Raw genomic sequence first — 26,015 nt, 5'->3', positions numbered from 1 at the left:
GATCATTCCTCCGTCTCGATCCAGTAGCGTCTCGCTGCGCAAAGTTCCTTTTCGTAAATGGTACCTTCGAGACGGATGACTTCAATATTCTTTCCCGTGGAAGGGGAATGAAGCAGCTTACCGTCCCCATAATAAATCCCTACATGGTGAATTTTCCCTTTCCCTTCCTGATAGGCGAAAAACAACAGGTCCCCTGGTTGTATCTCGGTTAATTCAACCCTGTTCCCTGCTGCCGCTTGTTCATGTGCATCCCTAGGAATGATATAGCCGTTTGCCCTGCACATATTGTAGCTAAAGCCGGAACAGTCATAGCCAAAGCTGCTCATTCCACCCCATAAGTAAGGAAGGCCAACGAATTGTTTTCCTTCGTTCACGATGGACTCTCCATTTTGTTTCGGAATGCTTCTTTCAGAAGGATAGATCGCAATATCCTCTCTCCGCAAAATCCCGATACCTGTCGGCGTCTTTACTCGGATCCGGTCAACAGCATCCTCGATTGCGGGAAGGATTGTCTGGTAGCTTAATTTCAACAACTGTTCTTCTTTTTCGGAATAAAGCAAAGCTTCTTTTGATGTTATGACAGCTACTGGCCCGTCCTTTATATACCAGTCAGACTGCTGGATTAGCTGCACTTTGGGAATCCAGCCGGGATAACCGCGAGTATCCTTTCCGGAAGGCTGGCTAGGGACAACCACCTTTGCCCAGCCATCTTTTTCGTCAACGATTAGTACTATCTCACCAAATAAGACCTGTGACTGAACAAGGTTATTATCACATAATTGGAGCCGTGGTTCATATGTAAGCTTGTTAAGCCAGGCATCAAGGTCTACAGGGATAGAGATGGCTTCATGATCGATTTCCCTTGCTGATTCAGGTTCTGTCCATAGCGTAGCAACAGGGACGTTCACAAGCCAAAAATTATTGCTTTCCATTTGGGTTGCCTCCTTCAAGTTGAATCTGTCCTATTCCTAAACCAGGAGTTCCTGGCAATTTGATCTTCCTCCCGTCATACTGGATCCCCCCTGAAACAGATTCTTTTGCAAGCATCAACGGTGCGTCAAAGTCAAAACGGGAGATGTTCTTCTTGCTCGCAGCAAAATGGGCAGCTGCTGTGATTCCAAGCTTGGATTCAATCATGCTTCCAACCATGCACTCGATGCCTGCCGCCTCCGCCAGCTGGTTGATTACTTGTGCCTGGTAGATTCCACCAGATTTCATCAATTTAATGTTGATTAAATCGGCGCTTCTTCGCCTGATCACTTCCAAAGCTTGCTTTGGCGAAAATACACTTTCATCTGCCATGATCAACGTCTCTACGGCATCGGTCACTTGCTTAAGACCATCAAGGTCATCGGCTTTTACGGGCTGTTCAACAAGCTCAACATCAAGATTCTGGTCCTCCATCATTGTGATTGCGCGGATAGCATCTTTTGGCGTCCAGCCCTGGTTCGCATCAAGTCTTATTTTCACTGTGTTGCCTGCACGCTCGCGAATTTTCCTGACACGTTCGATGTCGGTTGAAATTTCCCCGATCCCCACTTTCACCTTCAGGACATTAAAGCCTTTTTGTATATATTCAGCCGCATCCATCCCCATTTCTTCCGGGCTGTTCACACTCACGGTAAAATCAGTTTCGATTTCACTCCTGTACCCTCCAAGGAATTGATAGAGAGGCAATCCGCAATGTTTGGAAAGGCAATCGTATAAGGCCATATCGACTGCCGCTTTCGCGCTGGTATTCCCTGCAAGGATTGTTTTCATGCCCTGAAAGATCCCTTCATAGTTCAATAGATTCTTGCCGATCAAGAACGGTTGCAATACTTCATTAATCGCGGCATCGATGCTTTTAAGGCTATCTCCGGTTATCACAAGTGTGGGCGGAGCTTCTCCCCAGCCTGTAATACCATTGTCACATGTTATTTTTACAAGGACAGCCTCAGCGACCGTAACGGTACGAAGGGCAGTCTTGAAAGGTTTAGTCATAGGGACCGCTGTCTGGAAAGTTTCTATTTTTTGTATGATCATTCTTTTCTCCATCCTTTTTGGAAGTCTTACTGAATGCCGCTTTCAATTATCAATGCTTTCGCCGCTGTATCCAATTTCGCCCTTGTTCCTAATGGAACAGAGATATGCGGCGAACAATGGCCAATCCCGAATCCCTTAAGCGCCGGACGTTTTGCAAGTTTCATATAATGTGCCAAAACCTCATCAAGGGAGAGAGAACGCTCTCTTTCGGGGACACAATTATTGAAATCCCCTATAACAATTCCTTCTGCAGCCTCAAGCTTCCCTGCCATATGAAGCTGATTCAGCATCCGGTCAATGGCACGTGGTTCTTCGTTTACATCTTCAATCAACAGGATTTTCCCTTCAGTGTCTATCTCAAATGGCGTTCCCATTGAACTTGATAGCAGCGATAGATTTCCCCCGACCAAAATGCCTTCAGCTATTCCGGGCACAATTTCTTCAAGCGGAGCAATCTTTTCGTTATAAACAATTTCAATAGGTTCGAACAATTGACTGAAGTAATCCTTTGAAATTTGATTGGCATCGACTTTCCCGATATCTGACGCTAGCATAGGTCCGTGGAATGTGACAAGGCCAGTCTGCTGCCTGATTGCCGTATGCAAAAAAGTGATATCGCTGTAACCCCAGAAGATCTTTGGATTGGTTTTTACCATTTCGAAGTCCATACGCGCAGCAATCCTGGCAGTCCCATACCCACCGCCTGCGCAAATGATGCCTTTAATACTCTCATCAATGAACATATCGTGTAAATCGGACAATCTTTCTTCATCTTTCCCGGACAAATATCCATGCTCTTCTTTTATATATTTTCCTAGTTTATATGTAAGTCCCAATTCTTCAATGAATTTTAAGCCGCGAGTGAGATTTTCCTGGTTTGGCGGGCTTGCTGGAGCAATGACTCCAACCGTATCTCCTTTTTTGAGACGAGGTGGTTTAACCATCTATACCGACTCCTTTTTAGAATGGCTTCATAACTATATTTATAGAAAATAATCCCGTTGTATGAGTGAAAAAGAGGCGTTCCGGGAAGGACACCTCTTTTTCAACAAAGCAGTGTTTGTGGACAATCCTGCTCCTTTAGCGACTTCCACCCCATGCTGCCCCTGAGGCTGCTTGGAGAACCCCTCCTGCGCGCTGGGCCTAAGGTTTCCCGTCTGCCCGCTCCTCCTGCCAAAAAGTGATGTGCTAACTTGTGCTGGCTTACTCTGAAAGAAATATGTTATCAATTGTGAGGAGTTTTGGACCTATTGTTTGAGTTTAGTCTTATCCATAGTTGTTCGCCTTTAAAACCATTGTGATAAACAGCGAACAATTAGTTAAAGCCTTCAAGCTAAAGCAAGACAATCTTCTATTTTTTATCTGCCCATTTGAGCTCATGGTAGCCAACCGGATGGCGGACAATGCCAGAAACATCTTCATTCTGCAGGTAAACTTGGTTATAAAAGTGGATCGTGAAGATCGGCGCTTCATCAAATAGGATTTGTTCAGCTTCGTACATCATTTCAAACCGTTTTTCTTCGTTTGACTCTTTTTTAGCTTTCTGGATCAATTGATCATATTGAGGATTTCCCCAGCCTGTGCGGTTCATGGAATGGCCAGTCTGGAAGTTCTCCAGGAAGTTGATTGGATCCGCGTAATCAGCTAGGAACGAACTGCGGGAAAGCTGATGCTTCAGTGCTTTCTGTTCTTCAGCGAATACATTCCATTCCATGTTGGCAAGCTTCACATCAACTCCGAGATTTTCCTTGAACATTTGCTGGAGTGATTCAGCGATTTTTTTGTGGACATCATCTGTGCTGTATGTCAAAGTAACTTGAGGCAGCTTGTCGTAGCCTTCCTCTTCCATCCCTTTTTTCAGCAAAGCTTTTGCCTGTTCAATATCAGTCTTATTGAATTCTCCATTTACTTCACGGAAATCCTTTCCGGAAGGATCCTTGAAACCAGGGGAAACAAATCCGTAGGCAGCTTCTTCCTTGTTCTTGGTAACGAAGTCAACGATCTTCTGCTGGTCGACAGCAAGAGCGAATGCCTTGCGGATATTCACATTCTGGAACGGTTCTTTTGTGACGTTGAAACGGTAGAAATAGTCGCCAGCCTGGTCTTCAACCTTCACCTTGCCATCCTTGAAAAGCTTATCTGCCAATTCGGATGGCACATCGGATACATCCAGATCCCCTGCCTGGAACATCTGGTATTCAGTGTTTGTATCATCAACGATGGCCCATTCCACTTTATCGAGTTTTACGTTTTCTGCATCCCAGTATTTGTTGTTCTTTTCCATGACAAATTTTGTGTCATGCTCCCAGCTTGCCAGATTGAATGGGCCATTTCCGACAAAGGTGTCAGCTTCAGCAAACCACTTTGGATTTTCCTTTGCGACCTTTTCGTTTATCGGGAAGAAGGCTGGGTTCGCGATGACGCTCAGGAAATACGCCTGCGGACTGATAAGGGTAACTTCAAAAGTTTTATCGTCTATTGCCTTCACTTTTACATTATCAGCACTCCCCTTTCCATTGTTGAACTCTTCACCGCCTTCGATGAAGTATCCCAAGAAAGCTGCTGCAGAACCTGTAGCTGGATCAAGCAGCCGTTTCCAGGCGAAAACGAAATCATTTGCGGTAACATCGTCACCATTAGACCATTTGGCATCTTCACGGATTTTGAATGTATAGGTCTTCCCATCCTCAGATACCGTCCAGCTTTCTGCTGTTGCCTCTTCTGGCTGATGCTCCTTGTTCAGCCGGGTCAAGCCTTCCATTAAATTATTCAATGCATTCCATGAAGCGGAATCAAAGCCGATTGGCGGATCGAATGAGGTTGGTTCCTGGCCGTTGTTCATATACAGGACCTTTTCCCCGCCCTTTTCTTTGTTTTTTCCGTCCTTCCCGTCTGTTTCTTTGCCTGCATTCTCGTTCGCAGTACAGGCTGCAAGCGTGAATGCGAGCAAGGCTGCCAACAGTATTGCCAAATACTTTTTCATCCTGTTTCCCCCTTTTTTTGATAAGTTGTCTATATGAAAAAGGCATTCGCCTCAGTTGTCCATCAATTTCTGGCTAAGAGGATTTTTGCGCGCTCATCTTGAAGCCAACAGTCCACTTGATGGTTAATGGACAGTTTTGTTTCAGGTGGGTACACTCTATCACATACCTCCATGGCGAACGGGCACCTTGCGGTAAACGGACAGCCTGCAGGCGGCGAAAATAGATCAGGCGGCGTGCCGCCAATGGGGAAAAGCTCGGCTTCTTCTGCATCCAATCGAGGTACTGAATGAAGCAAGCCTTTTGTATAGGGATGCTGGGGATGAAAGAAAATCTCCCGCCTTGTTCCCGTCTCAACGATTTTACCAGCATACATGACGGCAATCCTGTCTGCTACTTGTGCCACCACGCCGAGGTCATGTGTAATGAGGATGATCGAAACACCCGTTTTCTTTTGAATATCACGGAAGAGCTCAAGAATTTGGGCCTGAATTGTCACATCAAGGGCGGTAGTCGGTTCGTCTGCGATCAGAATATCAGGTTGGCAAACAAGAGCCATCGCAATGACTATCCTTTGCCTCATCCCGCCACTGAATTGATGGGGATATTGTTTCAGGCGTACCTGCGGGCTGGGAATACCGACGAGATCAAGCATATCAACAGCTAATTTCTTCGCCTGCTCTCTTGAGAGCTTCATATGCTGGAGAATTCCCTCAGTGAGCTGATCTCCGATGGTAAGAGTCGGATTCAGCGCTGTCATTGGATCCTGGAAAATCATCGAGATATCAGAACCGCGGATTTTCCTCATTTCGTGATCCTTCAGCTTTGTCAAATCTTTGCCCTTGTAAAGGATCGAACCGCCATCAAACTTTCCTGGTGGTTCTGGGATCAAGCGCATGATACTCTGTGCGGTTACGCTTTTACCGCACCCCGATTCCCCGACGATTGCCAATGTCTCTCCTTCATTCAAGTCAAAAGTAACGCCGCGGACTGCTTTTACTTCCCCGCCATATGTCTTGAAGGAAACATGAAGGTCCTTTACTTCAAGTGCTTTTTCCATCTTGTTTACCTCCTTAGCTTCGGATCGAGTGCATCCTGCAGCCCATCCCCTAATACGTTAAACGAGAACATTGTCAGTGAGATAAAAAAGGCTGGGAAGAACAGCCGCCACCAATCACCTGACAAAATGACCGGAAGTGCATCGCTCGCCATAGAACCCCAGCTTGCCAAAGGGGGCTGGATGCCAAGGCCAAGGAAACTCAGGAATGCTTCAGCAAATATTGCCGACGGGACTGTAAGGGTCATCTGGACGATGATAGGCCCCATTGTATTCGGAAGCAAATTCTTCCGAATGATCCTGCCAGTTTTTGTACCGAACGTTTTAGATGCCAAGACAAATTCATAATTTTTGATTTGCAGTACCTGGCCCCGGACAATCCTGGCCATCCCAATCCACCCTGTGATGGTAAGTGCAAAAATGATGGTCGCCAGGCTTGGACCCATGACAACACTGATCAAAATGACAACGAGCAAATAGGGGAGGCCATATAGTACTTCTATCACACGCATCATGTAATGGTCCGTCCTTCCGCCCTTATAACCAGCAATACCCCCATATAGGACACCGATAAGAAAATCGATCATTGCGGCCGCAATTCCTACGAACAAGGAAATTCTTGCACCATACCAGGTCCTTGTGAAGACGTCCCTTCCCAATTCATCCGTACCGAACCAGTGTTTAGCTGAAGGCGGCGTGTTCTGATCCTCCAGGACCTGATGGCCGACAGTGTATGGTGAGATGATTGGGCCGATTATTGCCATGATACCAAGGAAAATCAAAAAGAAAAGCCCAAGCATGGCAAGTTTGTTTTTCAAAAGCCGCCTCCAGGCATCCTGCCAATAGGATAAACTCGGCCTGACAACCGCTTCTGCCTCTGAGTCATCCTTCTGCAAAGGAACAAACCAATCATCGGGAATGGCTGAATTTTCTTGGTTTTCCTGTGGTTTACGCAGAGCCATCATTTCCCCTCCTTTTTATGCAGTTTGATTCTAGGATCAAGGATTCCATAGGCGATATCGACCAGGAAGAGCATGATGATAAGTACAGTACTGTAAAAAATGGTCGTACCCATGATAACCGGGTAATCACGCTGGTTGATGCTCTCGACAAAGTATTTTCCCATTCCTGGAATGGCAAAAATTTTCTCGATAACGAACGTTCCAGTCAAAATACTGGCTGCGAGTGATCCCAGAATCGTGACAACAGGAAGCAATGCATTTTTTAACGCGTGTTTGAAGACTATTTTCACTGGTGACAGCCCTTTGGCTTTTGCCGTTCGTATGTAATCCTGCGTCAGCACTTCAAGCATGCTGGCCCTCGTCAATCTTGCGATGATGGCCATGGGTCCGGTCGCCAGTGCCAGTGTTGGCAGGATCATGTGCTTTAGGCTTGCCCAAGTGGCTACAGGGAAGAGCGGCCAATTAACCGCTAATTGTTGGATCAAAAGTGTAGCCATCACAAAGTTAGGGACGGAAATGCCAATGACGGCAATGGTCATGGCAAGATAATCAATCAAGCCGTTATGTCTAAGGGCAGCGAGTATTCCCAATAAGAGTCCTGAAAAAACGGCAACAGTAAGTGTCGCCATCCCTAGCTCGAATGATACCGGAAATCCCCTTCCAAGCATTTCATTGACCGTCTGGGAAGATTTTTTGATTGATGGCCCGAAATCAAAAGAGGCAATCGATTTTAGATATAGAAGGTATTGAATATACAGAGGTTCATCCAGATGATAATAGGCTTCCAAGTTTTTTTGGACGGCTTCGCTTGTAGCCCTCTCTTCATTGAATGGGGATCCTGGGATCAAGTGCATCAGGAAAAAGGTCAAAGTGATGATCATCAGCAGTGTTAACGCCATTGCCCCCAACCTTTTAAGTATGTATCCAAGCATTTCCTCACTTCCTTATCAAAACATGTATGTATGTCTTGCGGTCTATCCGGTATCAGGAAAAGGTAGTTCTCATTGCCAGCTCGGTCATCACAAGCATCGCCTGATAGGCCTCAAGGATATCTTTTGCCTCAAAGCGGACAATTGTTGTCCCTTCCTCGATTGAAGTTCCCGGCATCAAGTTCGCCCATTCAGCCTGGCCATAGTTGGCGAATTCGATCCTGAGGATTGGATTTTCAGGTGGGGTAAGCGGTTTCACTTTATCGCGGTTTTTAATGGCATATTCTGTTTTTTTCGCAAGCAGCTGCCGGGCTTTTTCTGGTGTTAGCGATTTGGCAGCCGATCTTGAAATCGACTCCTTTACTATCGCTGTGGTCACATATGGAATAAGATCTTCAGCTTCGATGGCAGCACCGTCATCACCTGCCACCATGATGACAGGAACTCCATAGTAACCTGCAACATAGGCATTGAAACCAAGTTCGCCAATCTGGACATCGTTAATATACATATGGCGGACCCCAAAGATCATGGAATGGGACATGACTCCCATCGTCGAGGCCCTTGCATGATAGCCAGTAAAAATAGCTCCTGCAAAGCTTGAATCCAGGCCTTCCACCATTGAAAGCGGTTTCACATCTCCGGTAATCAACTGTGTTTCGGGATGAAGCTCTTCAATCAGCAGATTGTTCATCTTCGAATGGCTGTCATTGACAACAACTTCTTTACAGCCTGTATCAAAAGCTGTTTGGATCACCTGGTTGGCCTCCTGTGTCATGATCCTCCTTCCGCGCTCATAATTATGCTTGGAGGGGTCAACATGAGTATGGTCGACTAATCCAGTGATGCCTTCCATGTCCACTGATATGTATATTTTCATAAATTTGACCAACTTTCTATTGATAATTATCTTAATATTATAAATAATAAATCTATCAGAAGCAACCTTTTCTGGCAAAAAAATGTGATGCTACAAGGAAATGGGAGGAACCTCCTGTATGTTCATCGTTGAATTTAATACTTTTCTGGAATAATAAATGGCGGGATCAATTAATTGAGAAAAAGCGGAAATTCCTAGCGGGTTTTTTTTAGAAGAAGATGGCATCAAGGGTTTACATTTTTGCACAAAAACAATAAAAAAGTGCCATCGCTGGCACTCATCCTTTATCGGTTTCTTCGGGATCGATTAATTCGATGAAATGATTCAAGATCTTAGCTGTCAAACCCCAAATGACTTTTTCGTTGTACCGGAAGAAATATTCTTCCATTCCTCTTGCCTGCCAGTTATAATTTTCTCCGCCGATAATCAAATCAAATGGAAAGCCAGCCTCTGGTTCAACCTGGAAATTGATTTTATATCGATCCGGCTGATTCTTTCTGAAAAATGATAATGGTACTGTGAAGACTTCACCAACTTCAGCGGCATTCGGGAAGATATTATCAGGGTTTTTGATCACACCCGCAAAAGGATAAATGACTGTACCGAACGCAGAAACCATGTAATCAAGGGGAAAAACATCCATAACCTCATTTTGGCCAATCCCAAGTTCCTCGGAGGTTTCACGGATGGCTGCCTGCATGGGCTCTTCCCCATTTTCAATTTTGCCTCCTGGAAAACAAATCTCCCCAGGCTGTCTTCTCATTGTCATCGCGCGGACCTCAAATAAAATATGTGCTTCGTCCCTTACCTGTACAAGCGGAAGCAAGATGGCGAATTTCAGGAATTTTTCATGGCCAAGTATTGATGGTGTACGCCCTGAATTTGTATTGGTTATTTGATTGATTTTCATAGGACCTCCACTTTCCCTGCACTTATATGAATATCATTGTAGTATGAAGGGGATAGGAAATGAAAGAAATCCGCTTATCGCGTAAAAGGAAAAACAGCAGCATTTTGCCGCTGTCCTGTCTTCCTATCTTCCTGTTTTTCTGGCTTAGGTAGCCCTCCCTTTGATTGCTTTATAGGCGATCATGAGCAATCCGATTACCAGGAGGATGTGGATAATGCCGCCGGCTATATCGAAAATGAGCCCAAGAACCCAAAGTGCAAGTAAGATCGAAGCGATGGTCCAAAGCATTTTCATTGTCTCCTTTCACGGCTTACTTGTTATCATAGTACCCTCAACAGAGATTGACCAAACAAGGAGAAAACCCAAGGGAAAATGATTTTCCTTACTATTTGATAATGCTCCCTTTATTATGTAACACTAAACTGGTAACCATATATTTTAAGGAGATAGGCATGTATAAAATCTTATTTTTGGATATTGATGGGACGATCCTTCGTCCTGATGACACAATTGAGGCTTCAACAAAAGCCGCGATCCGGCAAATGAAAGAAAAAAATATCGATGTTGTACTTGCTACCGGACGGCCAGTCCATGAGATTACGGAGATAGGTGATGAATTGCAAGTTTCATCTTTCATCGGATATAACGGTGCCCTTGCCATTTATGAAGGAGAAACGATTTTTGCTAAACCAATGGATCCAAGCGAAGTTCAGGTCATTTTGGATACTGCCAAAAAAAATGGACATGAGGCCGTTTTGTATACAGATTCTAAAAACTACCTGACAACACAAGATTCGGCATCAGTGAAACAGTTTCTCGAAAAATTCCATCTTAAGAAGAACGAGCTTTTTACCGCGGAGGTCGTAAAGGGAATTCTCGGAATGACAATCATCACAAATGATGAACAAGATAATTCCTATTATCAATTGGGTGAAGGAATCCGATTGTCCCAGGTGAATATCGAGGGGATGCGTCATTGCTTTGATGTTATCAGAGAGGAAGTGAACAAAGGAGTGGGTGTCCGTTTCTTGCTTCAGAGGCTTGGGATTCCTCGCGAGGGCTCGATAGCCTTTGGAGATGGAATGAACGATAAGGAAATGCTGACCTTTGCCGGGGAGGGATTTGCCATGGGCAACAGCCACCCGGATTTATTCCAGTACGCTAAGCACAGGACGACAGAAGTGATGGATTCAGGCATTTACAATGGATTGAAAACATTAGGACTGGTGAAGGAATGACGGAAATGGGAACCCCCAGCTTTTTGGGGCTCCCTTTCAACTTTCCTCTTCATTCTTACCTTGCAGCCTTTTTTCTCTCACTTGCTTTTGAAATCTGATTTACTGGCTTCTGTGTCAGCTTTTCAATGGTTCCTTTGTAGCTGAACCAATAGATTGCCCCAACAAATATCCCTCCACCAACGGCATTGCCTAAATAGACAGGGACGAAATTCGTGAAATAATCTCCCCAGCTGTAATGCCCAGCAAAGATGGCAGCTGGAATGACGAACATATTCGCTACAACGTGCTGGAAGCCAATTGCGACGAATCCCATGATTGGGAACCAGATAGCGAGGATCTTTCCAGACATTTCGGATGCACCGTACGATAACCATACTGCGAGCCCTACGAGCCAATTGCAGCCGATTCCAGAGAAAAATGCTGCCCAGAAACCATCATCCAGTTTTGAGCCAGCTACTGATACGGTTTTATCCAAATAAGGACCAGTTTCTGTCAAACCGACGATATGGCCGAAAACATAGGCAACGAAGAGCGCGCCGATAAAATTGCTGATCGTGATCCAGAACCAGTTATAGAGCAGCTTTTGAACAGTTACCTTTTTCGCGAGACTAGCAATCGAGATTGCAGTCATGTTCCCAGTCAGCAACTCCCCGCCAGCAAGCAGAATCAAAATCAGCCCCAATGGAAAAACGGAAGCTCCAAGAAAAGTCCCAAATGAACCCCAATCATCTGGGAGGTTTGCGATGACCCTGATATCCAGGAGGTAGCCAATCGCAATGAAAGCTCCTCCTAGGAAGCCGAGAGCCAGCATATTTTTCACAGGCATGGATGATTTGTTCATTCCCGCTTCTATAGCTGAGATGGCTATTTCAGGCGGTTTTTTAAAAGCCATTGTATACCTCCTCTATAATCGATGTTGCGTGATGATGAAAAAATACGCTCTTGCTTGCTTTTCCCTTTGCGGAAATAAAAAAACTGCCATATTGAATTCATATCGAATTTTTACAAAACATTGGAAAGTTGCTCCTTTTTCCATTGCCTCGACTTTGCCGCAGGACGCGGCGGTCTTAGTCGCCCGGCGCTTGTCGGGGCTGACCAAAGCGCTTCCGCTTTTCTTTCTCCTCGTAGCTCCGCTCCTGGGGGGTCTCCCCAGCCACTCACTCCCGCAGGACACTGAATGGGCTTCCTCGAGTTTAACTACGCATGACGGAAATGCGTTAGCATTTTTGAGGAGGCTCCGTGCCTTCCGCTCCCATCAACTAAGTGTGCAATGACTATGGTGATAGACAAAAAATCTATTCTTCCCGCATCATTGCCTAACAACTGGACTTCAGTCTTCACCATCGGGCAAGGAATCCTGGCTGCCTGCGGGCACATATGGAATTATTGTAGAATGATAACCGAAAAAAAACTGGAACGGGCTATCGGTGATTCAGGGTTTGGCATTGAGGAGAACTATTCCTGTCTGGATGAGGAAGAAATCGCGGCTTACATAAAATACAATACGCTAAGGATATGCGCCTCCTGATGCGAAGAACCATGGAAAACCGTTAGGTTTTACATGAAAAAGAAAAAAGGCTGCCAAAAGGTCAAAAATCATGACCTTTTGGGACAGCCTTTTTTTAAATCAATCTTTGTTCAGTAGCTCTTCCCCGGCTATACCAGGATTCGTCATTTCATATGGATTGAGGATCAAATCCAGCTCCTCTTCTGTCAGGACATCATAGGCAAGACATAATTCACGTACTGATTTGCCTGTCAGGATGGCTTCCCTAGCGATTCTCGAAACAGCTTCATAACCAAGATGCGGATTAACTGCTGTAATGATTCCAACGCTGCGTTCAACATCTTTTTTTAGTTTGTCGACATTCGCTTCGATTCCCACTAGACAATGATCCGTAAAGACTTTGAACCCGTTGTTCATGATACTGATTGATTGAATCAGGTTGAAAACCAACACGGGTTCCATGACATTCAGTTCAAGTTGCCCTGCTTCGGAAGCGAGGCAGATGGTATTGTCATTCCCGATTACCTGGAAGGCAACTTGGTTGATGAGCTCAGGCATGACCGGATTCACTTTTCCTGGCATTATGGAGGAACCAGGCTGGCGGGCTGGCAAATTGATTTCATTAAACCCAACCCGTGGTCCTGATGCCATCAATCGCAGATCATTGGCAATCTTGGACATATTCATCATGCATACCTTCAGGGCAGCTGAAACAGTTGTATAGGCATCAGTGTTTTGTGTGGCATCAACCAAATGTTCCGCATTTTTTAGCGGATATCCGCTTATTTCAGATAAATGGCGGACGACATTCTGGATATACTTTGGATTCGCGTTGAGTCCTGTTCCTACAGCTGTAGCACCCATATTCACTTCATAAAGAAAACTTCTTGTATATTTTATTCGTTCGATGTCACGAGCAATTACACGGGTATACGCTTCAAATTCCTGGCCAAGGCGGATCGGCACAGCATCCTGTAAGTGAGTCCTCCCCATTTTAATCACTGCATCGAATTGTCTTGCCTTTTTGGAAAACACGTCATGCATTACCTGCATCGTATCAAGCAATTTATCAAGCAAAGAGAGCGCCGCCAAATGGATGGCTGTCGGGAATGCATCATTAGTGGACTGCGCCATATTGACGTGCGAGTTCGGGCTGAGGGTAAAATAATCTCCTTTTTTTTCGCCAAGCAGTTCAAGCGCCCTGTTCGCAATTACTTCATTCGTATTCATGTTGATTGAGGTTCCTGCACCGCCCTGGATGGGATCAACAATGAATTGGTCATGTAATTTTCCATCGATAATTTCATCTGCTGCCTTGACAATCACCTCTCCAAGGCCTCCATAAAGCCTGCCAGTTTCCATATTGGCCAGGGCGGCTGCTTTTTTTACCATTGCCATTGCTTTAATCAATTCACTATGTACTCTGTATCCGGTAATCGGGAAGTTCTCTACCGCCCTTAACGTTTGGATTCCATAATAGGCATCCGCCAAAACTTCCTTTGTTCCTAAAAAGTCTTTTTCAATGCGCACTTTTACTTCGGACATTCTCTTTCCCTCCACAATTGTGTATTGGTGATTAGGCTTCATTCAAATGGACAGCAGGCAAACTTCTTGTCGACAGCAAAATTTGCGACATTTCACAATTATTCCCCGCTTGGATAACGCTTACATGTTTATTGTAAATCAAAATCACTAAATCATCACGACAATTTAAGCTTCAATCTCTATTTTTAACTTTTGTGAATATTCGCTCGCTTCCTGTTTATTTTTTGCCATATATGCGGAAAGTCCACTAGTTTTGATAACTTTTGTCATGTTGCAGGAAATCAGGAAGCCCTTTGGTGAATTTATTCCCTATCCTAGTTTTATCTATGGCTGTGTAAAACATCCCTGCTGATTTGCGTTCGATTTCTTTTGTTGGTCCCCGCCCGCCCTCTCGAATAGTTGAAGCGGGAAGGTCTTTCTTGACCCGTTTCTTTTACTCCGGATTTGAACGGTAAGGAAACTCCGCCGCGGAAGCATGTTTGCTTCAGTGCTATCAACTTTTGTCGCAAGGGCAGTATCAAGTATACATAGCCTTAATATTCAACAGAAAGGGTTGTGCATGATGACAGAAACACAATACATGAAAGCGTACACGATCAAAGAGGTATCCAAGAGAATGAATGTTCCCTCAGGGACACTCAGGCAATGGGAAAAAGATTTGGAAGGTCTTTTATTCATTCCGCGTACAAAACAAGGCGCTAGATTTTATACAGATATCGAAATAGAAATGCTAATGAAAATCAAGCAGATGCGTGACAAAAATTTAAGCAAGGAAGTAATCCGCGATTTACTGCAAAGGCACAATGAGTCCCATGCCGGCTCGGAACCTTTCGAAGCTACACGGGAATTGAGCATTGAGCCATCTGGGCCAGCCACTTCATACACCCATAATGAAATTGGTTATCAGGCTATAATGTCAGCAATGGAGCAATATAAGGAATCTCTGATCGAAGAAGTGAAGATTGAAATTCGCAATGGCATCAGGAAAGAAGTACTGGAGGAAGTAAAAAAAGAGATTTCCAAAGGGACCTATACGACGGTCAGGGCGATTTCCGATTCAGTTTATAAGTCCAGTGAAAAAACGGCAGAACAAATAACAGAATTATCAAATTCCATCGTGAAAAGTTCAGAACAGAATTCAGAAGTTTTAGGGGTGATTTCTGCAAAAATCTCAAATGTTTCTAAAGGAACATCGGATCGAATCAACTCTTTGACTAACAGCCTGGCAAAATCATCGAAAGGAACAATGGAGAAAATTATCCGTCTGACTAATTCTGTGGAAAAGCTTTCATTGGGAACAAATAAAGATATCTCAAAACTTGTGAAACGGCTGAATCAAACAACGGAAACAATATCAGAGGAATTCCAGATATTTGCTAACTACCAGGAAGCGAGAAATGAGGAATTTTCCAATTTAAGCGAAGCCATGAATCAAGAAAGAAATCATATGTGGAGAACAATGAAAAATGAGCGCGAGGAATTCAGGCAGCTTATCATCAAGCGGGACGAAATGTTTAAAGGGATGGTGGAAAGCTTCAGAGAAACCGCGGCAGCTAAAAGCAGCAGGAGAAATTGGTGGAAGGTATGGAAATAACTTAATCCTTTCGTATAATGGGATTTTCTCAGGCTTATTGTCCATAATAATATCTAAATTCAGGAAGGTCTCACTCGTAACCCTCTCCAGACTCCATGTTTCCGATTACAAACCAGAGAGGAGGATTTCGGGATGAAAAGCGTAATAAAATATGCCTTGGCTGCCTCTGTCATCTATTTGACGATGCCTGTCAGTATTTCGGCTGCCATGGGTCAGAAACCTGCTTTTGTCAATTTTGTCACTCTTGCCCATCGGGGTGCATCCGGTTATGCACCTGAACATACTTTCCCTGCATACGAGCTTGGTGTCAGGATGAAATCGGATTATATTGAAATCGATCTCCAAATGACAAAGGATGGAGAATTGATTGCGATGCATGATGAAACCGTTGACCGGACAACAAATGGGAAAGGGCTAGTCAAGGACTTGACCTTAAAGGAAATTAAAAAGCTCGATGCGGGTTCGTGGTTCAATAAAGCCTATCCCGCTAAGTCACGGTCAGAGTATGCAGGACTAAAGGTGCCGACACTGAAGGAAATACTTCAGCAATTTGGCATGACAAGCAAATTCTATATAGAAACGAAGACACCCGACATGTATCCGGGCATTGAGGAAAAATTGGTACAGATCCTGAAGGAGTACAGCCTTACAGGCATTGAAGGTCAACCCAGCAGGGTGGTCATTCAATCCTTTAGTGCCGAGAGTCTAAAAAAAATCCATCAGTTGGACAGAGGACTGCCTCTGATTCAGCTTCTTTCCTATTACTCACCTGCTGTGATCAGTGATTCAGAGATAGCTGCACTTAAGAAGTATGCTGACGGCATAGGCATGCATTACACTGCTCTAAGTCCAGGTTATGTGAAAAAGGTCCGCGATTCCGGACTTTTCATCCATCCTTACACTGTAAATGTAAAAGAAGAGATGGATAAGCTCCTTGGCTGGGGCGTGACAGGTATGTTCACCAATTACCCTGATAAGCTCAATGAAGTAATGCGCGGAAAAAAATGAAACGAAAGCTGCATATAAAAAGCAGCTTTCGTTATTTCCTGTAAAGGAATTCAGTCGGAAGATAATCGTCGTACAAAAAAATGACAAAGGACCATAACTATTTACGCGCATCCATTGTGACTTTTAAGGATTTCTCTTTTCTTCTTTTTGGTTGATAGCGTTCTTTGCGCTTTTGATGCTTTTCTAATATAAACGATTCATATAACCGTCTTTCAATTTTTCTTCAATTTCTTTCTCTGTTGTTCCCGACAAATTTGCGTGGGCAGCCAAAATTTCTGCAGCGGACGGCAATGAATGAAGATCCGGCCAACTTTCACTCTGCCATAAACCGGAACGCTTTATTGCCTTGCCACACTGAATGAAGCATTCATCTACCTCAATTTCGATGCCTACGACAGGAACCTTTCCGTTAACAGCCATTTTTCTCAATATGTAACGGTCAACTGTCAGCCTGGCCTTTCCGTTTACCCGTAATGCCTCCTGCATCCCCGGTGAACAGGATGCCGGCCTGAGGATTTGTTATTATATTTTTTAAAGAATCCATACGTTTATTCCCGCGGCGTTCAGGAATTACCAGCCGTTTCTCATCAAGAATCAAAACAAAGCCAGGTGCGTCGCCCCGCGGGGATGCATCCAAAAACCCTGAAGCATCAGCTGTTGATAAAATCAAAAAGGGGGACTTGCTAATATATTCCCTGCAATGTTTGTCTATGAATGTGATAACCTTTCGTTTAGCTAGTTCGCCTGGTTCTCCAGCAAGCTCGGTCAACTCCTGGACATTAGTTATATACTTACTCAAGATCTTCTCCTCCCTTTTAAATTAAGTCTATAGACGCCTTGTGTAAGGCAATTGTTACAACTTGTCTGTGAGTGGTTTCCTGTTATATGGGACAGATAGAGACCATTTTCCATGAAACATTGCGCACTCATAACTTTACGTTGATCCAATTGTAATTTATTTTAATCCTTATCCACTTTTTTAACATGTGTTTTCTAAGTGAAAAAGGAATAAAAATATAAATACTGGATAGGAATCACTTTCATTTCGTCGGGTATATTATTCATTATCCATATAATTTGCCATCATTATGGAAAGGAGGTTCTGAATGAATCAGTCGATCAATCATTTTATTAATAAAGCAAAAATGTCGCTAAACCAAGCTTTTGGCTACGCAAAGGAGACATTCTACTCAATTACTGGTACCTCTTCAGCTACCATTCAGCAGATTGCCGATTATGTAAAACATCATCCTGATACAAATATAGTCAGAAAAGAATACTTAGGGATCCCTCTCTTTTTTTATGAACTTGTGCAAGATCAGTTGAACTATTCCCTAGAAACAAAACATGATAAAATCCTGCAATTGGATGTCCAGTCAAACGGTCATAACGTGATTTCCTATCGTTCCTATCGTGATGGCATGAAGTTGGATACACCTGTAAAGTTCCCGGTACTAGCTCGGGACCGGAAGTAAGATAAGGAATGCCGGGGACATAGGGATCCTTTTGATCCGTGGCCTGATCATGCGGTTTTCATGTTCACCTAATCGTATATAGTCTGGTTACTCCGTTTTCCCCTAATGAAAATGGGTATATATGAAATACAAACATTAAGGAGGCCAAAACCATGAATGATGATCAGACAAAAGGAAGGCTTGACCAGTTGAAAGGAGAAGCGAAGAAACAATTCGGAAAAATGACTGATAATGAATCCATGGAAGCTGAGGGCCGGATGGATAAAGGAAAAGGTAAGGTACAAGAAAAAACCGGAGATGTTAAAGAAAGCATTTCAAGAGCTTTCAATGATACAGTGGATGATAAATAAGAAAGAGAAAGAAGCCTTCGCAATAAGCGAAGGCTTCTTTCATTGTGTTTTTTATAATCCGTTTCTTCACAGTGGTCCAGTGGTATGCACCATCCGGCTGCATTTGAGTTTTCCCTGAATCAGGTTTCAATCAATGTCATGCTTATGTTTTCCCTTGACAAACCTGTAAGCAAGATAGGCGATATATAATGGGGTAGCGATATAAATTAAATATGGAAACTGTCCATATGTCCCTTTATAGATCACGAATAAAAGTGAGCCAAGGAAAATGGTGACGATTGTCCCATACTTGGGCAATGGGATTTCCTTGAAGCTGGGGATCCTGATCCTGCTCACCATTAAAAAACTTAATGCAGTGAAGACCACGGTTGTTACGATATTAGGTATTTTATCTCCGAACAATGTCAAAATTGCCATGATTCCGCCGGCTGCGGTGATGGGAACCCCAATGAAGTAATTAAGGGAAGTCTTGTCTGTGCTGATATTGAACCTGGCCAGACGGTATGCGCCAAATAGCGGAAACAATCCTGCTACAAGAAGGCCCCATAGGCCGAATTGATAAAAATATGTATAATAGACAAGGAATGACGGTGCAACACCGAATGTCACGATATCAGCCAGTGAGTCCAGTTCCTTCCCCAACTTGGTATCTGCTTTTAGCATTCTGGCAAGCCTGCCATCCATACTGTCCAACATCATGCCAATTAAGACTAAAATAGCAGCGTTATTGAACTGGCCATTAGCCGCAAAACCAATTGATAAAAAACCGCAATAAAGATTCCCTAATGTGAACGTATTGGGAATCATTTTAGTAAAACGCAAACGCATCAGTTGCCCTCACTCTCCGAGAATCAATTTTAATATATGGATATTGTTACCCTATCTGTCAACAAATCATGTTTATTCTTTTTGTAAATCGCCGACACTGAAGTTTAACTATACCATTATATCGTATTTTCATTAGGGATTTATAACCAAAATTGTACTTTTTGAAGAAATATATTTGGGCGGTATTAAAAAGATTTTGGTAAAATAGCTGTTCAATTGCTGCTCTAACCTGTATACTAATTTCGGAGCTGGTGATGATGATTAAGTTAATGCTACGAAGATTTAAATTCCTGTTGATCAGATTATTCAGGATTAAAGGGAATTCCCATAAAATTTCTTTAGGATTCACACTTGGTTTTTTAGTCAATTTCATCCCTACTTTTGGAATTGGACCGTTTCTTTCCGTTGCTGGAGCCAAAGTTTTTCGTGGCAATCCGGTGGCTGGGTTAATAGGCGGTGTTTCTCTGACTTGGCTTTTTCCGTTATTGTTTTATATGAACGTCCTTGTTGGCGAAAAGCTGTTACCTTCGAAGTTTCTGCCATTTTCAGAAGGGGTCGGACCTGCCGGCCACACTGCCATAAACGCTGGCATGCATATAAGCACTGCTTTTTTCCTTGGTATGCTTGTGAATATGATCCTGTTCGGGATGGCTGTATACTACTTTCTTTTCATGACAATCCAAAAGCATAGGCTGCAATTCTTGTCCTTGCTCAGGAAATGGGAAGTGAAAAAATAAAGGAGTGCAAATCGATTTGTTAAATAAACAAAAATAATGAGAGGATATTATGTTCAGCATATGATCATATATCCTTTTTTTTCATCCATATTGTCCTGATCAATCGAATTTTGAAATTATAGTTTTTTGGAGTTATTATGGCAGTCATGTCACTTTTAAAGAGTGATATAATGATAATGTTGAAGTGATCATATAGTATGAGGGGAAATTTCATATGGCATTCCTTCCAAAAACGCCTATTGGCAAATGGTCTATTTTCCTGTTTATTATTTGCATACTGTTAAATATTGTTGCTTCAATAGTCTCATCTATACAAGAACCAGTAGTAATTGAAACATTTTATAGAAGAATGACTGTTAACATATCTGCGATTACAGGCCTTGTGGCTATGGCAGGTGCTTTCATTTTAGGAATTGTCTCAATCACTAGAAGTAAAGAACGTTCCTTTTTGGTTTTCCTTGTTTCTTTTTTAGGATTTTTGGCGCTAATCTTCTTAATTGGAGAACTTATTTTCTGATGCTAATTCAAAAAAATGCTTAAATTCAAGTTTGAATAATAGGTTTGTATTTTCTACCCTATACGCAAATCCTTATTGAATGGATGCTTTAGTTAAAGAAAAGGAGATAATATATTATTTGTTATCTCCTTTGATTTATTTGCATTTTAAATTGATAAGCGATTCTGCAAGAATTCAATCGTTTCCTCATCCGGTCCGATGTAAAAAACTGTTTTCCAGCCATTCTCGAGCTGATATGGCCCTTCTGAAGGAAGATGGCCAAGGTTCTTCATCAGTTCTATTTTTTGATCCAAGTTCCTGACTTCAAAGCATAGATGGGTTCGGTCATTTTTGGCACATGCCTGTTTGTTTTCAAGAATTTCCATTCTGAACCCGTCAAGCAATAAGAAATCGATTACTTTCCCTTGATAAGAGATTCCGTCTTCTTCAGCGAATCCCAGGATTTTTTGATAAAATTCCTTTGTTGCTGATACATTCCTCACCTCGAGAGCATAGTGATGAAAGAACATGGAACTTCCCCCCCTGTTTCTAAATTATCAAGTTAATGTCCCCAAACTCATGCCACAAGTATTTCTCACTCATCGCTGATTCGTATGCTGCGAACATTTTTTCTTTATCTATGAAGGCTGTCAGCATGTCCAGATGGCTAGCCTTTGGCTCATGGAAACCAGTAATGATCCCGTCGGTCAATTTAAGGTCGTAATCAGCAGTGACATATAAATTTGTCCATCCGCTTAAACACCCCTTGGTGGCTGCGGCTTCGATGGCACGCACGACGGTTGTACCTGCTGCGATGACTTTGTTCTCCGTCCGCTTAGCCTGGAGGATGGTTTCGAATGCTTCCTTGGATATGACATACTCTTCATGGTGATTTTCAGGAGAATGATCATAGTCGTCATCGAGCAAATAACTGAGACCTGAATGGAGCTGGATGAATGCCAGCTTTATTCCTTTTTTCCGAAGTTTGAATAATAATTCCCAGCTGAATGCCCTCCCGGCTGATGGCATTTCAACAGACCCTGGACTTGAGGCAAATACTGTCTGGTAATAGTCCAACTCCCAAGGATGATCGATGTATTCGTATCTTACAGGTTCCCCTACGGAATAAATTTCTTCCAGCAATGCCGTGCCTCCTAAGGAAAACCGGATTTTTTTCAGTGGAGAATGTACTTTATTGGCAATCACTTTTGCTGTCAATGTTTTATCGAAAAGGAAATCATCGCCAATCCTAACGTCTTCCGCAACAATCAATGCTTCCCAGGTGGAATCATCGTTTCTCGATGCCAGCCTGATTTCAATTTCTTTGCCCAATGAATGATGCTGCCTTTTCCAGTCCGCTTTCAAAATTGCCGGAATTGTTCTGCTGCTGTTTAGTACAAGAACATCCCCTGGTTTCAAATATTCATCAACCTGGTTAAAAAAAGCATGCTTAATCTTTCCGGATATCCGATTGAGAACGAGCATTCTGACATGGTCCCTGCGAACTCCCCTTCTCTCAGGAGGACAGGTAGCGTTCAGTTCAGAAGGAAGAACAAAGTCATGCATTGGTTCCTTAATATTCATTTGCATCATGCTCCCTCCCTCGTGAATTCCTGGGCCTTCAGGCGCTGTCCATTGATAGGTTCAGCTTCCTCAGATGCGAGGTATATGAATACGTCGACGATATCTTTTGGGTCTGCCAATTCATAGTCACAATCAGGTACTGCCAGTGCATGCATTTCTGTATCCATTTCTCCAGGATCAACCATGTTGATTCGGACATTTGTTTCACTCAGTTCATCCGCCCAGGTTTGGGTGAGACCTTCAACAGCGAATTTTGAAATTCCGTAAGCTCCCCATCCAGCATAGCCTACATTCCCCGCCTCGGAAGTGACATTGATAATTGACCCTGTATTCCGCTCCAGCATGCCTGGAAGAACTCTCCTTGTAACAAGGAAAGGGCTGATGCTGTTTACTCTGAGCACTTCTGCGAAGTCATCCGAAGGAAAATCTGCCAAAAGGGGCATTGGGCTCGGGCCGAGGATTGAGGCGTTATTGATCAAGACATCAATATGACCGAACTCTTTTTCTGTGATGGAAACAAACTTTTCCACATCTCTTGGAATGGAAATATCTGCCTGGACTGCAATAACTTTTCCCCCTGCAGCATTCGCTTCCTTCTTTACATCTTCAAGTTTATCTCCTCTTCTTGCGCATACAGCAAGTTTCGCTCCTTGTCTTGCGAATGCCATTGTCAATGCCTTTCCAAGTCCCTGGGTCACACCTGTAATCATGACAACCTTCTCATTCAACATTTGTATCTCCTCCTGAGGTTTCCTATCTGTCTCTATATTAAGTCGTCATGGAAAACATTACTTCGGAAAGAAGCTTGATATTCATTCCTACTTTAGTATGAACAGCCATGAAAAAAAGGCTGCTCATCACAGCCTTCTGAAGTTCAGTTATGAATCAAAAAGACAATCGCTTCATAAGGTTTCAGATTCAATCTGGAGGAAAGTCCATATTCGCCATAATTTGTAATAAGAACTTCAGTTTCCTTGCCAAGAAGCTCTTCAGGTACATGCAATTCTTGATTTTTAGCGGAAAAATTCAAGGCCACCAGCAATTCCTGTGATTGATAAGTCCTTGTATAGGCGTAAATATTTTTATCATCAGGAACGATGATATCATAGCTTCCATGTACGATAATCGGGTTTTCTTTCCTCAGCTGGATCAATTTTCGATAATAATGGTAAATCGAGTTCTCATCCGCGACCGCTGCCATGGCGTTTATATCAGTATAGTTTGGATTCACTTTGATCCACGGCTTCCCTGTCGTGAATCCTGCATTTCTGCTATCATCCCACTGGAACGGAGTCCGTGCATTATCGCGGCCCTTCACATAGATCGATTCCATTACCTTTGCTGGATTTTCCTTGTCCTGCTCCACTTTTTCCTTGTAAATATTCAAGGTTTCAATATCTTTATAGTCTTCAATCGAATCGAAACGGACATTTGTCATACCGATTTCTTCGCCCTGATAGATATAAGGAGTCCCTTTCAGCATATGAAGGAAGGTGGCCAGCATCTTTGCTGATTCTACCCGGTATTGCTTATCATTGCCAAATCTGGACACCATCCTTGGCTGATCATGGTTGTTCAAATAGAGGCTATTCCAGCCCGTTTGCTCAAGACCCTTTTGCCATTTTGTGATGTTTTCCTTCAAATCATTAAGCTTGAGTGGTCTGAGATCCCATTTGCCTCCTGGCCCTGAATCAAGATCCATATGTTCAAATTGGAAAATCATATTGACTTCATTCCTGGATTCATCTGTATACAGCTTTGCTTGTTCAACATCCGCCCCAGGCATTTCCCCGACAGTCATGACGTCATATTGATCAAGAACTTCCCGATTCATTTCCTGAAGGTACTCATGGATTTTCGGACCATTCATGAAGGATTGGCTTCCCGAAACATACTTTTTTCCTTCAGGATTAGGGGCATCAGGAAGGCCATCTACCTTGGAAATGAAATTAATAACGTCCATCCTGAAACCATCGATCCCTTTATCGAGCCAGAACTTCATCATGTCGTATATTTCCTGACGAAGTTTTGGGTTTTCCCAATTGAGGTCTGGCTGCTTTTTGCTGAAAATATGAAGATAGTATTCTCTTGTTGTTTCATCATATTGCCATGCAGAGCCGCTGAAAGTCGACTTCCAGTTATTCGGTTCCTTTCCATCCTTCCCAGGACGCCAGATGTAGTAGTCTCGATAAGGATTGTCCTTTGACTTACGGGACTCTATAAACCATTGATGTTCATCTGAACTATGATTGACAACAAGGTCCATGATCAGTTTTAAACCGCGGGTATGCATTTCCTTTAAAAGCAACTCCCAATCTTCCATCGTGCCAAAATCATCCATGATGTCACGGTAGTCGCTGATATCATATCCATTGTCATCATTCGGTGATTTATATACAGGAGAAAGCCAGATGACATCAACCCCAAGTTCTTTTAAATAATCGAGCTTTGAAATAATTCCCGGAATATCGCCAATTCCATCCCCATTTGAATCCATGAAGCTTCGAGGATAGATTTGATAGATTACAGATTCTTTCCACCAATGTTTTTTCATTTTGCCACCTCATTTGTGATATGTTTCAGTAAACGTTTACGAATCTTCAAAGGCTTCTGACCGTTTCTCTTTCAATGATCTTATGCGGCATGATCCTGCTTTCAACTTTTTCTCCGGATTGCATCATGCTAAACAGCATTTCTGCTGCTATACTCCCCATTCCTTCCAGTGGCTGCTCAACTGTGGTAAGCGGTGGGATGCTCATTTCAGCAATCGGTAAATTGTCGTATCCGATGATAGACAGGTCTTGAGGAATGTTTAGCCCCATTTTATAGGCAGCTGAAATGGCGCCAATGGCGATTTCGTCACTCGCGGCGAAAATTGCGGTCAAATCAGGAGCTTTTTCAAGGAGGATCGGCAGGCTATCGACTCCGTCCTTAAATGAAAAACCCTTTGCGGAAACGATATCAGCCTCGTTAAGTGGTAATCCGTGAGCCGCAAGCGCCTTTTGATATCCGGTAATCCGCGGCTCCCCTGCAATTGAATCGTCCTGGCTGCCGCTGATCATTCCAATCCTTTTGTGCCCTTTCCTGATCAAGTAGTGTGTCGCTGTAAAGGCTGCATGCTGATCATCCACCTTTACGAACGGAAAGGGAAATAAATAAGATTCAGTTGCTGCGAGTACTACCGGTATATCCATTGACACCAGTTTTGTATAGTATTCTTCTGTCATCAATTCGCTGACAAAAATAATCCCATCGACACGTTTTTCTGATAAAAGCTGTAAATACTTCATTGTACGCGTACCATGGGATGAAGTATTGCAGACGATGACGCTGGATCCAAAACGATTGGCTGTACCCTCCGCTCCTTTGAGGATCCTGGCGGAAAATTGGCTTGATACCTCCGGGAAGAGCAGAGCAACTGTGTTTGATTTATTGTTGATCAAACTTCTGGCAACTGCATTGGGCTGATAGCCCAGGTCCCGGATTGCCTTCACTACCCTCTCTTCTGTAGCTTTGGAGTATCCGCCAGCGTTATTCAACACCCTGGAAACGGTAGCAATCGAAACATTGGCTTTCTTTGCGACATCTTTAATTGTATAACCCATTATCATTCAATTCCTTTGCGTAAACGTTTACGTTCCTATGTTCATGATAGTATCTTTTGCTGCGATTTACAATTATGTGGTTGTTTTTTTTGGCTATGTTAAATTTGTTTGTTGATTTTTACTTCCGGCACTTCGACGGACAGGAAGTCCTAGTGCCGACTTTGCCGCAGGACTCGGCGGTTTTAGTCGGCCGCTTTCCGGGGCGTGCCGTGGAGCCTCCTCGTCGCAAAAGCGCCTGTGGGGCCTCCTCCTGCCTCGTATTCCCGCTGGACCTGAATGTGCTTCCTCGAGTTTGCCACGCACG

The 26,015-nt window shown here is 43.4% G+C and carries 26 protein-coding genes and 1 pseudogene; 8 read left to right on the top strand and 19 right to left on the bottom strand.

Annotated elements, in window-relative coordinates; all coding sequences use genetic code 11:
• Positions 1–2: 2 nt before the first annotated feature.
• From JJQ88_RS13615 to JJQ88_RS13570, 10 genes are all read right to left on the bottom strand, one after another.
• Positions 3–932 carry a C40 family peptidase gene (locus tag JJQ88_RS13615; RefSeq protein ID WP_210366587.1) on the bottom strand — a complete coding sequence of 310 codons (930 nt, stop codon included), beginning with the start codon at positions 930–932 and terminating at the stop codon, positions 3–5.
• Positions 919–2,025 (bottom strand): mandelate racemase/muconate lactonizing enzyme family protein, encoded by a 1,107-nt coding sequence (locus JJQ88_RS13610; protein WP_210366586.1) that lies wholly within the window; start codon positions 2,023–2,025, stop codon positions 919–921. The genes JJQ88_RS13615 and JJQ88_RS13610 overlap by 14 nt, the downstream gene beginning before the upstream one ends.
• Before the next feature lie 26 nt (positions 2,026–2,051).
• Positions 2,052–2,969 (bottom strand): S66 peptidase family protein, encoded by a 918-nt coding sequence (locus tag JJQ88_RS13605; protein ID WP_210366585.1) that lies wholly within the window; start codon positions 2,967–2,969, stop codon positions 2,052–2,054.
• Between the two features lie 407 nt (positions 2,970–3,376).
• Positions 3,377–5,008, bottom strand: coding sequence for a peptide ABC transporter substrate-binding protein (locus tag JJQ88_RS13600; RefSeq protein ID WP_210366584.1), 1,632 nt, complete (start codon positions 5,006–5,008; stop codon positions 3,377–3,379).
• Between the two features lie 62 nt (positions 5,009–5,070).
• Positions 5,071–6,066 (bottom strand): ABC transporter ATP-binding protein, encoded by a 996-nt coding sequence (locus JJQ88_RS13595; protein WP_210366583.1) that lies wholly within the window; start codon positions 6,064–6,066, stop codon positions 5,071–5,073.
• A gap of 5 nt (positions 6,067–6,071) precedes the next feature.
• On the bottom strand, positions 6,072–7,025 hold the full coding sequence (locus JJQ88_RS13590; protein ID WP_210366582.1) for an ABC transporter permease: 954 nt from the start codon (positions 7,023–7,025) through the stop codon (positions 6,072–6,074).
• Positions 7,025–7,957: an ABC transporter permease gene (locus JJQ88_RS13585; RefSeq protein ID WP_210366581.1), complete on the bottom strand. Its 933-nt coding sequence runs from the start codon at positions 7,955–7,957 to the stop codon at positions 7,025–7,027. Before JJQ88_RS13585 ends, JJQ88_RS13590 begins: the two co-directional genes overlap by 1 nt.
• Positions 7,958–8,009: 52 nt before the next feature.
• Positions 8,010–8,834: a M55 family metallopeptidase gene (locus JJQ88_RS13580; RefSeq protein ID WP_210366580.1), complete on the bottom strand. Its 825-nt coding sequence runs from the start codon at positions 8,832–8,834 to the stop codon at positions 8,010–8,012.
• A 277-nt stretch (positions 8,835–9,111) separates the two neighbouring features.
• On the bottom strand, positions 9,112–9,744 hold the full coding sequence (locus JJQ88_RS13575; protein ID WP_210366579.1) for an NUDIX hydrolase: 633 nt from the start codon (positions 9,742–9,744) through the stop codon (positions 9,112–9,114).
• A 144-nt stretch (positions 9,745–9,888) separates the two neighbouring features.
• A complete protein-coding gene (locus JJQ88_RS13570) occupies positions 9,889–10,032 on the bottom strand; it encodes a lmo0937 family membrane protein (protein ID WP_210366578.1) in 144 nt (47 codons plus the stop codon).
• Positions 10,033–10,190: 158 nt separating this feature from the next.
• Here JJQ88_RS13570 and JJQ88_RS13565 point away from each other — a divergent pair, with 158 nt between their 5' ends.
• Positions 10,191–10,982 carry an HAD family hydrolase gene (locus JJQ88_RS13565; protein WP_210366613.1) on the top strand — a complete coding sequence of 264 codons (792 nt, stop codon included), beginning with the start codon at positions 10,191–10,193 and terminating at the stop codon, positions 10,980–10,982.
• 55 nt (positions 10,983–11,037) lie between these two features.
• Here the strand turns inward: JJQ88_RS13565 and JJQ88_RS13560 are convergent, their stop codons facing one another.
• The gene (locus JJQ88_RS13560) at positions 11,038–11,874 is read right to left on the bottom strand and encodes a formate/nitrite transporter family protein (protein ID WP_210366577.1); all 837 of its coding nucleotides are present in this window, start codon (positions 11,872–11,874) and stop codon (positions 11,038–11,040) included.
• 384 nt (positions 11,875–12,258) lie between these two features.
• On the opposite strand from JJQ88_RS13560, the gene JJQ88_RS13555 reads away from it, so the two are divergent.
• Complete coding sequence (locus JJQ88_RS13555; protein ID WP_210366576.1) at positions 12,259–12,510, top strand: hypothetical protein; 252 nt, start codon at positions 12,259–12,261, stop codon at positions 12,508–12,510.
• 99 nt (positions 12,511–12,609) lie between these two features.
• Here the strand turns inward: JJQ88_RS13555 and aspA are convergent, their stop codons facing one another.
• Positions 12,610–14,034: an aspartate ammonia-lyase gene (aspA, locus tag JJQ88_RS13550; RefSeq protein WP_481748306.1), complete on the bottom strand. Its 1,425-nt coding sequence runs from the start codon at positions 14,032–14,034 to the stop codon at positions 12,610–12,612.
• 562 nt (positions 14,035–14,596) lie between these two features.
• Between aspA and JJQ88_RS13545 the strand changes: the two genes are divergently transcribed.
• Both JJQ88_RS13545 and JJQ88_RS13540 read left to right on the top strand, forming a co-directional pair.
• A complete protein-coding gene (locus JJQ88_RS13545; RefSeq protein WP_210366575.1) occupies positions 14,597–15,628 on the top strand; it encodes a MerR family transcriptional regulator in 1,032 nt (343 codons plus the stop codon).
• Positions 15,629–15,760: 132 nt separating this feature from the next.
• Positions 15,761–16,636, top strand: a complete 876-nt coding sequence (locus JJQ88_RS13540) for a glycerophosphodiester phosphodiesterase (RefSeq protein WP_210366574.1) — start codon at positions 15,761–15,763, stop codon at positions 16,634–16,636.
• A gap of 183 nt (positions 16,637–16,819) precedes the next feature.
• On the opposite strand, the pseudogene JJQ88_RS13535 reads toward JJQ88_RS13540, so the two are convergent.
• Positions 16,820–17,438: pseudogene (locus JJQ88_RS13535) on the bottom strand (pyridoxamine 5'-phosphate oxidase family protein).
• Between the two features lie 304 nt (positions 17,439–17,742).
• Here JJQ88_RS13535 and JJQ88_RS13530 point away from each other — a divergent pair.
• The gene (locus JJQ88_RS13530) at positions 17,743–18,111 is read left to right on the top strand and encodes a hypothetical protein (protein WP_210366573.1); all 369 of its coding nucleotides are present in this window, start codon (positions 17,743–17,745) and stop codon (positions 18,109–18,111) included.
• A 152-nt stretch (positions 18,112–18,263) separates the two neighbouring features.
• Positions 18,264–18,461 carry a CsbD family protein gene (locus JJQ88_RS13525; protein WP_210366572.1) on the top strand — a complete coding sequence of 66 codons (198 nt, stop codon included), beginning with the start codon at positions 18,264–18,266 and terminating at the stop codon, positions 18,459–18,461.
• Positions 18,462–18,587: 126 nt separating this feature from the next.
• Here the strand turns inward: JJQ88_RS13525 and pssA are convergent, their stop codons facing one another.
• Positions 18,588–19,283, bottom strand: a complete 696-nt coding sequence (gene pssA / locus JJQ88_RS13520; RefSeq protein WP_210366611.1) for a CDP-diacylglycerol--serine O-phosphatidyltransferase — start codon at positions 19,281–19,283, stop codon at positions 18,588–18,590.
• 263 nt (positions 19,284–19,546) lie between these two features.
• Here pssA and JJQ88_RS13515 point away from each other — a divergent pair, with 263 nt between their 5' ends.
• The gene (locus tag JJQ88_RS13515; protein ID WP_210366571.1) at positions 19,547–20,026 is read left to right on the top strand and encodes a DUF2062 domain-containing protein; all 480 of its coding nucleotides are present in this window, start codon (positions 19,547–19,549) and stop codon (positions 20,024–20,026) included.
• Positions 20,027–20,240: 214 nt separating this feature from the next.
• The gene (locus JJQ88_RS13510) at positions 20,241–20,543 is read left to right on the top strand and encodes a hypothetical protein (protein ID WP_210366570.1); all 303 of its coding nucleotides are present in this window, start codon (positions 20,241–20,243) and stop codon (positions 20,541–20,543) included.
• Between the two features lie 146 nt (positions 20,544–20,689).
• On the opposite strand, the gene JJQ88_RS13505 is transcribed toward JJQ88_RS13510, so the two are convergent.
• From JJQ88_RS13505 to JJQ88_RS13485, 5 genes are all read right to left on the bottom strand, one after another.
• A complete protein-coding gene (locus JJQ88_RS13505) occupies positions 20,690–21,052 on the bottom strand; it encodes a VOC family protein (protein ID WP_210366569.1) in 363 nt (120 codons plus the stop codon).
• 19 nt (positions 21,053–21,071) lie between these two features.
• Entirely contained in the window at positions 21,072–22,112 is a 1,041-nt protein-coding gene (locus JJQ88_RS13500; protein ID WP_246861166.1) for an S-adenosylmethionine:tRNA ribosyltransferase-isomerase, read from the bottom strand.
• Complete coding sequence (locus JJQ88_RS13495; RefSeq protein ID WP_210366568.1) at positions 22,112–22,837, bottom strand: SDR family NAD(P)-dependent oxidoreductase; 726 nt, start codon at positions 22,835–22,837, stop codon at positions 22,112–22,114. The genes JJQ88_RS13500 and JJQ88_RS13495 overlap by 1 nt, the downstream gene beginning before the upstream one ends.
• Before the next feature lie 143 nt (positions 22,838–22,980).
• Positions 22,981–24,660 (bottom strand): glycoside hydrolase family 13 protein, encoded by a 1,680-nt coding sequence (locus JJQ88_RS13490; protein WP_210366567.1) that lies wholly within the window; start codon positions 24,658–24,660, stop codon positions 22,981–22,983.
• A gap of 46 nt (positions 24,661–24,706) precedes the next feature.
• Positions 24,707–25,711, bottom strand: coding sequence for a LacI family DNA-binding transcriptional regulator (locus JJQ88_RS13485; RefSeq protein WP_210366566.1), 1,005 nt, complete (start codon positions 25,709–25,711; stop codon positions 24,707–24,709).
• Positions 25,712–26,015: the final 304 nt, after the last annotated feature.

Source organism: Bacillus sp. REN3 (assembly GCF_017912555.1).
Taxonomy (GTDB): domain Bacteria; phylum Bacillota; class Bacilli; order Bacillales; family Cytobacillaceae; genus Mesobacillus.
The sequence above is the reverse complement of the archived record's forward strand: the minus strand, read 5'-3'. Positions and strand labels throughout refer to the sequence as shown.